This is a genomic window from Nocardioides sp. NPDC057767 (assembly GCF_042798275.1).
Lineage (GTDB): Bacteria > Actinomycetota > Actinomycetes > Propionibacteriales > Nocardioidaceae > Nocardioides.
The window spans coordinates 1-11,899 of sequence record NZ_JBHVKJ010000030.1 but is presented as its reverse complement, the minus strand read 5'-3'; the positions used below and the strand labels follow the sequence as shown (position 1 = coordinate 11,899).

Sequence of the window (11,899 nt, the reverse complement as noted above, 5' to 3'; positions counted from 1 at the left end):
GTCGGTGACGCGGTCTCACGGATCGGGCGATCGGCGCGAGTACGCGTCAGCCGATCGGTTGATGCGACGATGGACCTCATGCGCTACGACAACCTGCTGGCGTCGGTCGGTGGCACTCCACTGGTGGGCCTGCCCCGCCTCTCGCCCTCGCCCGACGTACGTCTGTGGGCCAAGCTCGAGGACCGGAACCCCACCGGCTCGATCAAGGACCGCCCGGCCCTTCGCATGGTCGAGGAGGCCGAGAAGGACGGCAGGCTCCGCCCGGGCTGCACGATCCTCGAGCCGACCTCCGGCAACACCGGCATCTCGCTGGCCATGGCGGCCAAGCTCAAGGGCTACCGGATCGTGTGCGTGATGCCCGAGAACACGAGTGAGGAGCGGCGGCAGCTGCTGCGGATGTGGGGCGCCGAGATCGTCTCCTCACCGGCCGCGGGCGGTTCCAACGAGGCCGTCCGGGTCGCCAAGCGCCTGGCCGCCGAGCACCCCGACTGGGAGATGCTCTACCAGTACGGCAACACCGCCAACGCGCTCGCGCACGAGGAGGGCACCGGCCCCGAGCTGCTCGCCGACCTCCCCTCGATCACCCACTTCGTCGCCGGGCTCGGCACCACCGGCACGCTGATGGGCGTCGGTCGCTACTTCCGTGCCGCCAAGCCGGAGGTACGCATCGTGGCCGCTGAGCCGCGCTACGGCGAGCTCGTCTACGGCCTGCGCAACCTCGACGAGGGCTTCGTCCCCGAGCTCTACGACGCCTCGCTGATCGACGCCCGCTTCTCGGTGGGTCCCCGCGACGCCGTCCGGCGCGTGCGTGAGCTGTTGGAGCTGGAGGGCATCTTCTCCGGCATCTCCACCGGCGCGATCCTCCACGCCGCTCTCGCCCAGGCCGCGAAGTCCCTCAAGGCCGGCGAGAAGGCCGACATCGCCTTCGTCGTCGCCGATGGTGGCTGGAAGTACCTCTCCACCGGGGCGTACGAAGGCACCATCGACGAGGCCGAGGAGGGCCTCGAGGGTCAGCTCTGGGCGTGACGTCGGTCCTGCCGGGGTAGTCCAGGGAGTTTCCGTCGCTCTACTGGTCAGTAACGGACGGAAACTCCCTGGACTACCCACCTTCTCCCACAGTCGCCTAGGTGCACGTCAGCGGCAGAAGGCGTAGACGACGAGGCCGTGGTCCTCGCCGGAGAAGACCTGGTCGAGGGCCTTGCCGGTGAGGTGGGAGTCGACGTAGCGCGGGGCGGGGCCGGTGGCGACGATGGCGTGGCCGGGAAGTCTGCCGGTCATGTCCCGCGGAGCCTCGGCGCTCCAGCAGTCGTGCTTCTGGATGAGAGCCGCGGGGCTGCCGGGGGCGAGCGGGCGTCCGGAGCCGAGTCCGCCGGACTCCGAGGCGGAGCCGAGCTGCACCAGCGCCACGGCGACGGCCGATGCGTACATCGCCCAGATGCCGAGCGCCACGAAGCCCTTGCGTCCAAGGATGGCTCTCACTCCTGGGCAACGCGGCAGCGGCCCGCGGAGTTACGGGCCGCGGAGCTACGGGGCCATGTCGGCCACGTCGTGCTCGTGGATCCAGGCGAGATGGCGCTCGTACGCATCGGGCGACCCGAGCCGCTTGTTGCGGGCCTGAGCGCGTGGACCGTCGGGGAGGTGGAGGACGTCGGCAGCGGCCACGGAGGCGGCCTGGATCCGGCGGACGCGGTCGCGGCGGCGTAGCTCGTAGGTCGTGCGGGCTCGGTCCCAGTCCTCGTCGGAGGCGAGGCAGTCGGCGAGGACCGTCGCGTCCTCGATCGCCTGGGCGGCACCCTGAGCGTGGTGGGGGAGGATCAGGTGGGCGGCGTCGCCGAGCAGCGTGACCCGGCCGCGCGACCAGGTGGTCAGGGGCGGCCGGTGGAAGAGCCCCCAACGCTCGGAGGCGGTCGCCGCGGAGATCATCTGGACGACGGCGGGATGCCAGCCGGCGTAGGCGTGGATGTGCTCGTCAGGGTCGGCCGGCCACGACCACGAGTCCGGCGCCCAGGGTCCCAGCTGCCGCTTGACCAGCAGGAACGCGTGGTCGTCGGCGCCCACCGGATGATGCATCAGGTGGCCGTCGGCTCCCGTCCACAGCTGCAGGCGGTCGGGGTCGGGGAGCAGGGTGAGCTGCGAGCGCGGGACGCTCCCGCGCCAGGCCACGCATCCGGAGAACTGGGCGTCGTCGTAGCCGACGACGTGCTCGCGCAGGATGGATCCGGCGCCGTCGGCCCCGACGACGAGGTCGGCCTCGACCGGCTCACCTCCGGCGAGCTCCAGCCTCGCCGGCCCGTCGCCGTCGGAGATGCCGATCAGGCGGTGGCCGGGGCGCAGCCCGTCGGTGCCGAGTGCCTCGCGCAGGAGGGCCAGCAGGTCGGCGTGGCGGATGCCGTAGCAGGGTGCGCCGCAGCGGGCGGCGTACTCGGTGGCCGAGAGCACCCGACCGATCGCGGCACCGGTGTGGCCGTCGCGCCAGGCCAGGCCGTCGACGCTCGCCGATGCCTCCCCGAGACCGGGCTCGAGGCCGAGGCGCTCCAGGAGCCTGGTCGCGTTGGCGGTGAGCAGCACGGCGTCGCCGGTCGAGTGCAGGTCGGTCGCGGCCTCGTACACCTCGACGTCGATCTCCCGGCGGCGCAGCTCGAGGGCGAGGGTCAGGCCACCGATGCCGGCGCCGACGATCGTGACCCGTCGGGCCCGACGGTCCCGGCGTAGAGCTGCCCGAGCGATCCGGCTGACTGACATCGCGCGCTCCTTCGGGAGATTACGTTCGAAACGTACCTCAGGGCCCGGTGTGCGCGCGGATGGTTACGAGAACGTCATTTGACGTCCAGCGTCTGGTCCTTGCCGATGTCGCTGGTCTCGATGGGGCCGAGGCCGAGGAGATCCAGGGCCAGGTTGCCGAGATCGGCGTTGCGTACGGGCTGCGGGCCCTCGTAGTCGGGGCGGTCCTTGCCCGGATCGCGGTAGTCGTCGGCGTTGAGCTCGTAGAGATCCGTGCCGGCGCCGGCGTCGGGGCCCCACACGATGAACGGGATCCGGTAGTTCTCGTAGACCTTCTCGGAGTGGTTGGTGATGCCGGGCTTGAAGCCATGGTCGGCGGTGAGGATCACGTCGAGGTCCTTCTTCAGCCCGGCGTCGGCGTCGACGACCTCGAGGAGCTCGCCGACCTGCTCGTCGGAGTCCGCAACGGCGTCCAGGTACTCGGGCGACATCCCGCCCGACTTGTGCCCGACGACGTCGGGAAGCGAGAGATGTACGAAGGTGAGGTCCCGCTGCTCCTCGGCCAGGTCCTCGGCAGCCTCCGGGACGAGCTTGTCGTGGTCGTCGATCGGCACGTACAGATCGATGTCGTCCTCCCAGGCCCGCTGCCACAGCTCGAACTTCTGCTTGGTCACGAAGACGCCGGTGCTGAGTCCGGCCTCGTGGGCGACCGTGAACACCGACTCCTCGTCCGGCGCGATCGACCTCGACGGGTCACCGACGTTCCAGGTGACGCCGTGGCCGCCGTCGTCGGCGGCGATCGGATCGCCGGTGACCATGCCGGTGTGGTTGGGCAGGGTGATGTTCTTCTCGTAGGCCGTGCGGGCGTTGAGGGTCGAGGAACCCTCCTCGACCAGCCGGTGGATGTTCGGCGTCCTCGCCGGGCCGAGCTTGGCCAGCGCATCCGGGTTCAGCCCGTCGATCGAGATCGCGAGCACCTTCCGGTCGGCCTGGGCGGGCTGCCGCTCCGCTCGGTCGCCGCCGTCGCCGTCACGGCCGGGCAGCGCGGTGAACGCGACGACGAGCACGACGACGACGAAGATGCCGACGGAGACGAGAGGGAAGAGGCGACGCACCGGCACACCCTAAGTGAACCCGATGGCGCCCCGGGCGAACGCTCAGCGAATGTCTAGTGACTGAGTTGAGTTCAGTGTGCTGCCCGGGATCGGGCCCAGGCCGAGCAGGTCGAGGGCCAGGTTGCCGAGGTCGCCGTTGCGGATCGGGACGACCATCGGCAGCGAGCGCCGAGGAATCGTCATAACCGGACGTTAACAACACTGATCCGCACTGCTCATGAACGTGAGATGGATCTCGGGTATGTCTCGAGTGACCCCCAGCACTGCGAATACACGGCGTTTGGGCCTAGCCTTGACGATCGTGCAGTCCATCTCGTCCGTGGGTTCGCCCTCGCCCCTGGGTTCAGCCCAGCCCGACCGCGACGCCCCGATCGGGATCTTCGACTCAGGCTTCGGCGGTCTCACCGTGGCTCGGTCGGTGATCGACCAGCTCGCCCACGAGTCGATCCTCTACGTCGGCGACACCGCCCGCGCTCCCTACGGACCCAAGCCGATCGCCGAGGTGCGCGAGTACGCCCTCGAGTGCCTCGACCATCTCGTCGAGCAGGGTGTGAAGGCCCTGGTGATCGCGTGCAACTCGGCCTCGGCGGCGATGCTGCGCGACGCCCGCGAGCGCTACAAGCCGCTGCCCGTCGTCGAGGTGATCCTGCCGGCGACGCGTCGCGCCGTCGCGGCCTCCCGCACCGGCCGCATCGGGGTCATCTGCACCCACGCGACCGCCGAGTCGATGGCCTACGAAGACGCCTTCGCCGCGGCGCCCCACGTCTCGCTGCACACCCGGGCATGCCCCCAGTTCGTGCCGTTCGTCGAGGCCGGTGTCACCGGCGGCGAGGAGCTCCTGGCCGCCGCGCACGAGTATCTGGACCCGCTGACCAGCGCCGGGGTCGACACGCTGATCCTCGGGTGCACCCACTATCCGCTCCTGACTGGTGTGATCTCCTATGTGATGGGCGACAACGTGACGCTGGTCAGCAGCGCCGAGGAGTCTGCGAAGGACGTCTACCGCGTCCTGGCCGAGAACGACCTCATGCGCGAGGGCGGCGAGCCGACCTACACGTTCCTCACCACCGGCAACCCCGCCGAGTTCAAGGCGATCGGCGCCCGCTTCCTCGGGCCGGAGCTCGCGGCGGCCCAGCAGTTCGCCGGAGGGATGGGATGACCTCCGGGATGCGGCTGACCATCATCGGGTGCTCGGGCTCCTATCCTGGGCCCGACAGCCCCGCCTCCTGCTATCTCGTCGAGGCCGACGACTCCGAGGGGCGGACCTGGCGGATCGTGCTCGACATGGGCAACGGCGCGCTCGGGGTGCTGCAGCGCTACGTCGACCCGCTGCTGATCGACGCGGTCCTCCTCTCCCACCTGCACGCCGACCACTGCGTCGACATGACCTCCTACTACGTGCTCCGCAAGTGGCATCCGACCGGCCCGCAGCCGCCCATCCCGGTCTACGGCCCCAAGGGCACCGGCCGGCGCCTGGCGAAGGCCTACGACCTGCCCAAGCGCCCCGGGATGCGCGAGGAGTTCGCGTTCTCGACCTACACCGGCGCGATCCATCTCGGTCCGTTCGTGATCACCCCGACGGCGGTGGAGCATCCGGTCGATGCGTACGGGCTGCGGATCGAGGCGCACGGCAAGGTCCTCGCCTACAGCGGCGACACCGCCGAGACCGAGGCGCTCCTCGACATCGCCACCGACGCCGACCTGTTCCTGTGCGAGGCGGCCTTCCGCGACGGCGTCGAGAACCCTCCCGGGGTGCACATCACCGGCGTCCATGCGGGGGAGTACGCCACCAAGGCGCATGTGAAGAAGCTGGTCGTCACCCACGTCCCGCCCTGGCACGACTCCGCCGACGCGCTCCGCGAGGCGCGTTCGGCGTACGAGGGGCCGACTGAGCTGGCGGCGACGGGGTCGATCTACGAGATCTGACCGCCCTCGCTGGTCGAGCCGCGAGCGAAGCGAGCGTGTCGAGACCAACACTCCGCCTAGCGGCTCCGGCGGCTCGACCAGCGGTTCGGCCGGCGGCTCAGACCAGGCCGGCGTCGTGGACGGTGATCGCGATCTGCACGCGGTTGGTGGCGCCGAGCTTGTCGAACAGGCGCGACACGTGCGCCTTGACGGTCGGGATCGAGAGGTAGAGCTCCTTGGCGATCTCGGCGTTGCTCAGCCCGCGCCCGACGGCCAGCGCGACCTCGTGCTCGCGCTCGGTGAGCGCCTCGAGGCGGCGGCTGGCGGCAGCCGCGCGGTCGCCCGTGGGCTCGGCGCGGAGCCGGGTGATCAGCGTGCGGGTGGCCTTGGGGGAGAGGATCGGCTCGCCGGCCGCGACCGCGCGGATCGCCGCGACGATCTCGGGCGGCGGGGTGTCCTTGAGGAGGAACCCCTCGGCGCCCGCGGCGAGCGCGTCCACGACGTACTCGTCGGCGCCGAAGGTGGTCAGCACGATCACCCGCGGGGGCCTGGCATCTGCCAGGACCCGACGGGTCGCGTCGAGCCCGTTGATCCGCGGCATCCGGATGTCCATCAGCACCACGTCAGGGGCGGACGTACGCACCAGAGCGAGGGCCTCCTGGCCGTCGGTCGCCTCGCCGACGACCTCGATGTCGGCCTGGCCGCCGAGCATCAGCCCGAGGGCCGAGCGCACGAGCGGGTCGTCGTCGACGATCCCGACCTTGATCTTCACGGGAGTCTCTGGGCTGGTCCCTGGGCTGCTCACTGGCCCCACGGTAGCCACGCTTCGAGAATGAAGACATCCTTTTCCGTACGGTGCGTGAGGCGCCCGCCCGCGAGGTCGACGCGTTCGGTGAGCCCGACCAGACCGAGGCCGGCACCCGGAGTGTTCGAGTCGAAGCCGAGCCGGTTCCGCAGTCGCACGTCGATGCCGTGCTCCTCGGACCCGCTCAGCGCGATCTCGAGCAGGGCACCAGGGGCGTGCTTGCGGGCGTTGGTGATGCCCTCCTGCACGACCCGGTAGATCGACCGCCCGACCGTCTCCGGCGGCGAGCCCTCGACGTCGTCGTCGAAGGTGATGTTCATGCCACCCGTGCGAGCCTCCTCGACGAGGCGGCCGAGATCGGCGTAGGTCGGCTGGGGCGCGGTCTCGGGGTCCTCGCCGTTGCCACGGAGCACGCCGAGAACGGTCCGGAGGTCCTCGAGGGCCCGGTGGGCGCCCTCGCGGATGGTGCCGACCTCGGCCCGGACCTGGTCGGCGGAGAGGTCCTCGCGGTAGGCGAGCGCCCCGGCCTGCATGGAGATGTGGGAGATGCGGTGGGCGAGCACGTCGTGCATCTCGCGGGCGATCCGCCGGCGCTCGGTCTCGCGGGCCTGGGAGACGCGCAGCGCCTGCTCGGCCTCGGCGGTCTCGGCGCGGAGCCGGAGGGTGGCGATCAGCTCGCGTCGGGAGCCGATGTACATGCCCCAGGCGACCATCGCCGCGATGATCGCCACGCTGACACCGACGTTGATGCCCCACAGCGCGAACCCCGTCGGTCCGGCCGATGGGGTGGCGGTGTCCATCACCGCGAGCCAGAACATCCCGGCCGCGAAGCTGAGCAGCGACATCGGGATGATCTCGCGCCAGCGCCGCCGGGTCGCCAGCGAGACCAGGGCGAGCGCGGACGCGCCGGCGGCGAGGATCGAGAACGCGCTGGCGATGGTGACGACGGTGACGATCGTGACGGGCCAGCGACGCCGCCAGAAGACCAGGACCAGGCTGCCGACGCCGAGGGCGAGGTCGAGCGCGAACCGCCAGTCCGGCCAGCCGCCGACGCTGCTGCTCAGCCCGAGGGCACTGATGCCCAGCGCGGCGAGATAGCGCCAGACGTGTCCCCACAGGCTCAGGCGTGGCTGATAGTCGTCCGGGGAACGTTGCTGCACGGCGTACACGTTAATGAACCGAAGCCCGACGGACCCGATGCCGCGGTTGCGACCGGCCCCATACTTTCGTCGGGTCGCAGGTCATCCGTATGTCCGATGCAGTCCGCGCGGGAAGCACGGCAGGATGTGGGCCATGATCAAAGTCGAAGGACTGACGAGGGTCTACGGGACCTTCACCGCGGTCGACGACGTGTCGTTCACCGCCGAGGCCGGCAAAGTCACCGGCTTCCTCGGCCCGAACGGCGCGGGCAAGTCGACCACCATGCGCATCATGGTCGGCCTGACCAACCCCACCAAGGGTCGGGCAACGATCGACGGCAGCCTCTATGCCGACCTCCCCAACCCGGGCCGCCACGTCGGTGTGCTGCTCGACGCCAGCGCTCAGCACGACGGCCGCACCGGCCGCGAGGTGCTCACGCTCGCCGCGATGACGATGGGCCTGCCCAAGTCGCGCGTCGACGAGATGCTCGAGCTGGTCTCGCTGACGCCGTCGGAGGCCAAGCGCCGGATCAAGAACTACTCCCTGGGCATGAAGCAGCGCCTCGGCATCGCGCACGCGCTGATCGGCGACCCCAAGGTCCTGATCCTGGACGAGCCGGCCAACGGCCTCGACCCGGCCGGTATCCGCTGGATGCGTGGCCTGCTGAAGGAGTACGCCGACCGCGGCGGCACCGTCCTGCTCTCCTCCCACCTGCTGCACGAGGTCGAGCAGATCGCCGACGAGCTGATCCTCATCGGCAACGGCCGCATCGTGGCCGAGGGCACCAAGGACACGATCCTGGCCAGCCAGGGGACCGCCGGCCAGTCGCTGGTCACCTCCCTGGACAACGAGGCGCTCACCGTCGCGCTGAAGGCCAAGGGCTACAGCGTCGAGCCGCTCGGCACCGGCATGCGCGTCTCGGCCGCACCGGCCGAGGTGGGCAAGGCTGCCCTGGAGTCCAACGTCGTGCTCACCGACCTGCGTGACGGCGGCGCCGGCCTCGAGGACATCTTCCTGCAGCTCACTGCTGAAACCCAGCGCGAGAACGTCGCCCAGATCCACGCCGAAGGAGTCTCCGCATGAGCGCCGTATCCGTCGCGCCGTCGACCCCGCTGCCCACGGCCACCAAGGTGCCGTTCGGCCGGCTCCTGCTGGTCGAGTGGCGCAAGATGACCGACACCCGGGCCGGGCGTGCCCTGCTGATCATCTCGGCGGGCATGCTGCTGCTCGCCATGGGCATCGTGGTCCTGGTGGCCGCGCTCAACGACAACTTCTCGCTCGGGCTCTCGGCCTGGTCCTCGATCCTGACGATCCCGCTCTCGCTGCTCACCCCGGTGCTGGCGATCATCATCGTCACCCAGGAGTGGGGCCAGCGCACCAACATGGTGACCTTCAGCCTGGAGCCGAGCCGGCTTCGGGTGATGGCGGCCAAGCTGGTCGCGGTCGTCGCGTTCGCCCTCGCGCTGATCGCGGTCGCGCTGCTGTGCGGCATCGTCGGCAACGCCCTCGCCGCCGCGGTCGGCGGCTACGACGCGAGCTGGTCCATCGACGGCCAGGTCCTGGGCTGGTCCATCGCGCAGCAGCTGCTCTACTTCGTGAGCGCCTTCGGCATCGCGATGTGCCTGCTCAGCACGCCGTTCTCGATCGTGGTCGTCTACGTCGACCAGCTGCTCCTGCCGCTGATGGTCTGGTCCACGCTCTACTTCATCTTCGACTGGGCCGCCGACCTGATCCCGTTCATCGACATGGGCTACGCGATGGGGCCGTTCATGGGCGCCGGCGGCATGATGCCGGACGGGACCCAGCTCCCCGACCCGGGCACGCAGGAGGTGCTCGCGCTCATCTGCAGCATCTTCCTGTGGGTGGTCGTCCCGGTCGTGCTGGGTGCCTACCGGGTGCTCAAGTCCGAGGTGAAGTAGTTCACCGGACCGTTCGCGACACGACACGCGGGGGTGGGTGCTTCGGCACCCGCCCCCGTCACCGTTGTCGGACGTGGGCACCTACCTGCGTTACGCTGCGCTGGGCGACAGCGCCACCGTTGGGCTCGGCGACCCGACCGTCGAGGGTTGGCGAGGATGGGCTCGGCTGCTCGCCGAGGCTCTGGGACAGACGTACGACATCTCCTTCTGCACCACCGCGGTGATCGGCGCGACCTCGACCGTGGTGGTCGAGCAGCAGCTCGCCGACGCGGTGGCGCACCGGCCCGACGTGGCCTCGCTGATCGTCGGGGTCAACGACGTGATGCGCTCGACGTGGGACACGACGAGACTCCGGAACGACCTGATGACCTGCGCCGACGCGCTCACGAGCCAGGGTGCGCTGCTGATGACGGCACGCTTCCACGACCACTCGGTGATGTGGCCGATGCCGGGCTGGATGAAGCGGTCGATCCAGCGGCGTACGGCCGACCTCAACGCCATCTGGGACGAGGTCCATGCCACCTACGGTGGCCTGCGGCTCGACCTGGGGGCCGTTCCCGACCTGCACGAACGGCGCTTCTGGGCCGCCGACCGGCTGCATCCCTCCGAGCTCGGCCACCGGCGGATGGCCCGTGCGTTCGGGGAGCAGCTGGTGGCGTACGGCTTCTCCTTCGAGCCGCCCTCGCTGGAGCCGGGCGGCGGGCTGCCGACCAGCTGGCGGCAGGATCTGGCCTGGATGGCCGGTGAGGGAGTGCCGTGGATGGGTCGGCGGGCGCGGGATCTGGGGCCGTGGGTCGTGCGCCGGGCCTGGGCGCGACCCAGCGGTGAACCCGAGCGGGAGAGCGTTGCATAGGGTGGTCTCGTGACCACACGAGCTGACGGGCGCGCCGACGACGAGCTGCGCCCCATCAAGATCACCCGCAACTGGCTCGACCACGCGGCCGGTTCCGTCCTCATCGAGTTCGGCAAGACCCGTGTCCTGTGCGCCGCCTCGGCCTCCGAGGGTGTGCCGCGCTGGCGCAAGGGCTCCGGGCTGGGCTGGGTGACGGCGGAGTACGCGATGCTGCCCGCCGCCACCCACGAGCGCTCCTCGCGCGAGTCGGTGAAGGGCAGGATCGGCGGACGTACGCACGAGATCTCCCGCCTGGTCGGGCGCTCGCTGCGCGCCGTCATCGACTACAAGGCGCTGGGCGAGAACACCATCAACATCGACTGCGACGTGCTGCAGGCCGACGGTGGCACGCGCACCGCGGCGATCACCGGCGCCTATGTCGCGCTCGCCGACGCGGTCGCCTCGCTGGGTGTCTCGAAGGCGCTGACCGGCTCCGTCGCCGCGATCTCGGTCGGGATCATCGACGGTGTGCCGCGGCTCGACCTGCCCTACGAGGAGGACGTCCGCGCCGAGACCGACATGAACATCGTGATGACCGGCGAGGGCAAGTTCGTCGAGGTGCAGGGCACCGCCGAGGGCGTCGCCTTCGACCGCACCGAGCTCGACGCGCTGCTCGCGCTGGGCGAGAAGGGCTGCGCCGACCTGACCAAGCTGCAGGAGAGCGCACTTGCCGGCTGAGCCCAAGGTCCACGTCGCCTCGCGCAACGCCAAGAAGCTGGGGGAGATGTTCCGGATCCTCTCGCCGCTGGTGCCAGGGGTCTCGGTCGTCGGCCTCGACGACGTCACCCACTACGACGAGCCGGTCGAGGACGCCCCCGACTTCGAGGGCAACGCGTTGATCAAGGCCCGGGCCGGGTTCAAGGCCACCGGGCTGCCGACCGTGGCCGACGACTCCGGGCTCTGCGTCGACGCGCTCAACGGGATGCCCGGTGTGCTCTCGGCTCGATGGGGCGGGCCCCCGAAGTCCGACTCCCGCAACAACGAGCTGCTCCTCGCTCAGCTCTCCGACGTCCCCGACGAGCGCCGTGGCGCCCACTTCGCCTGCGCCATCGCCTTCGTCTGGTCCGGCGGTGAGCTGGTGGTGGAGGGCCGCATGGACGGCCGGATCATCCGTGAGGTCCGCGGTGACGGCGGCTTCGGCTACGACGTCCTGTTCGTCGCGGTCGACACCGAGGACGGACGTACGTCGGCCGAGCTGTCGATCGAGGAGAAGGACGCCATCTCCCACCGCGGCCGTGCGCTTCGCGAGATCGCCCCGCAGATCGCGACGCTGCTGGGCTGAGCACCCGCCAGGAGCGCTGCCGCGAGGGAAGCGCCGAGGCAGCCGGGGCTTTTGCCGCGAGGGCGGGAAAATGCCCCCGCGGCCCGCGCGTCATAAGCGCACAAACCCCCCCAGGCGGCG

The 11,899-nt window shown here is 70.4% G+C and carries 14 protein-coding genes; 8 read left to right on the top strand and 6 right to left on the bottom strand.

Annotated features, from left to right (window positions below; all coding sequences use genetic code 11):
* Window positions 1-78: 78 nt before the first annotated feature.
* A complete protein-coding gene (locus ACFVDI_RS16485; RefSeq protein ID WP_378906853.1) occupies window positions 79-1,026 on the top strand; it encodes a PLP-dependent cysteine synthase family protein in 948 nt (315 codons plus the stop codon).
* A gap of 108 nt (window positions 1,027-1,134) precedes the next feature.
* Here ACFVDI_RS16485 and ACFVDI_RS16480 read toward each other — a convergent pair whose 3' ends face one another.
* The 4 genes from ACFVDI_RS16480 to ACFVDI_RS16465 all read right to left on the bottom strand — a co-directional run bounded on the left by ACFVDI_RS16480 (window position 1,135) and on the right by ACFVDI_RS16465 (window position 4,019).
* Window positions 1,135-1,479 carry a hypothetical protein gene (locus tag ACFVDI_RS16480; protein ID WP_378906851.1) on the bottom strand — a complete coding sequence of 115 codons (345 nt, stop codon included), beginning with the start codon at window positions 1,477-1,479 and terminating at the stop codon, window positions 1,135-1,137.
* Window positions 1,480-1,524: 45 nt separating this feature from the next.
* On the bottom strand, window positions 1,525-2,742 hold the full coding sequence (locus ACFVDI_RS16475; RefSeq protein WP_378906849.1) for an FAD-dependent monooxygenase: 1,218 nt from the start codon (window positions 2,740-2,742) through the stop codon (window positions 1,525-1,527).
* 74 nt (window positions 2,743-2,816) lie between these two features.
* On the bottom strand, window positions 2,817-3,836 hold the full coding sequence (locus ACFVDI_RS16470; RefSeq protein ID WP_378906847.1) for an alkaline phosphatase family protein: 1,020 nt from the start codon (window positions 3,834-3,836) through the stop codon (window positions 2,817-2,819).
* Window positions 3,837-3,878: 42 nt separating this feature from the next.
* Window positions 3,879-4,019: a hypothetical protein gene (locus ACFVDI_RS16465; RefSeq protein WP_378906845.1), complete on the bottom strand. Its 141-nt coding sequence runs from the start codon at window positions 4,017-4,019 to the stop codon at window positions 3,879-3,881.
* Between the two features lie 118 nt (window positions 4,020-4,137).
* Between ACFVDI_RS16465 and murI the strand changes: the two genes are divergently transcribed.
* Entirely contained in the window at window positions 4,138-4,995 is an 858-nt protein-coding gene (gene murI / locus ACFVDI_RS16460) for a glutamate racemase (protein WP_378906843.1), read from the top strand.
* A complete protein-coding gene (locus ACFVDI_RS16455) occupies window positions 4,992-5,762 on the top strand; it encodes an MBL fold metallo-hydrolase (RefSeq protein ID WP_378906841.1) in 771 nt (256 codons plus the stop codon). The genes murI and ACFVDI_RS16455 overlap by 4 nt, the downstream gene beginning before the upstream one ends.
* Window positions 5,763-5,859: 97 nt before the next feature.
* On the opposite strand, the gene ACFVDI_RS16450 is transcribed toward ACFVDI_RS16455, so the two are convergent.
* Entirely contained in the window at window positions 5,860-6,546 is a 687-nt protein-coding gene (locus tag ACFVDI_RS16450; RefSeq protein WP_378906839.1) for a response regulator, read from the bottom strand.
* Window positions 6,543-7,706 carry a sensor histidine kinase gene (locus tag ACFVDI_RS16445; protein WP_378906837.1) on the bottom strand — a complete coding sequence of 388 codons (1,164 nt, stop codon included), beginning with the start codon at window positions 7,704-7,706 and terminating at the stop codon, window positions 6,543-6,545. Before ACFVDI_RS16445 ends, ACFVDI_RS16450 begins: the two co-directional genes overlap by 4 nt.
* Before the next feature lie 133 nt (window positions 7,707-7,839).
* Here ACFVDI_RS16445 and ACFVDI_RS16440 point away from each other — a divergent pair, with 133 nt between their 5' ends.
* The 5 genes from ACFVDI_RS16440 (at window position 7,840) to rdgB (ending at window position 11,779) form a co-directional block, all read left to right on the top strand.
* Window positions 7,840-8,769: an ABC transporter ATP-binding protein gene (locus ACFVDI_RS16440; protein WP_378906835.1), complete on the top strand. Its 930-nt coding sequence runs from the start codon at window positions 7,840-7,842 to the stop codon at window positions 8,767-8,769.
* Complete coding sequence (locus ACFVDI_RS16435; protein ID WP_378906833.1) at window positions 8,766-9,605, top strand: hypothetical protein; 840 nt, start codon at window positions 8,766-8,768, stop codon at window positions 9,603-9,605. The genes ACFVDI_RS16440 and ACFVDI_RS16435 overlap by 4 nt, the downstream gene beginning before the upstream one ends.
* Window positions 9,606-9,678: 73 nt before the next feature.
* Window positions 9,679-10,458 (top strand): SGNH/GDSL hydrolase family protein, encoded by a 780-nt coding sequence (locus ACFVDI_RS16430; RefSeq protein WP_378906831.1) that lies wholly within the window; start codon window positions 9,679-9,681, stop codon window positions 10,456-10,458.
* A 9-nt stretch (window positions 10,459-10,467) separates the two neighbouring features.
* Window positions 10,468-11,175, top strand: coding sequence for a ribonuclease PH (gene rph, locus ACFVDI_RS16425; RefSeq protein WP_378906829.1), 708 nt, complete (start codon window positions 10,468-10,470; stop codon window positions 11,173-11,175).
* Window positions 11,165-11,779 (top strand): RdgB/HAM1 family non-canonical purine NTP pyrophosphatase, encoded by a 615-nt coding sequence (rdgB, locus tag ACFVDI_RS16420; protein ID WP_378906827.1) that lies wholly within the window; start codon window positions 11,165-11,167, stop codon window positions 11,777-11,779. Before rph ends, rdgB begins: the two co-directional genes overlap by 11 nt.
* The last annotated feature ends 120 nt before the right edge of the window (window positions 11,780-11,899 follow it).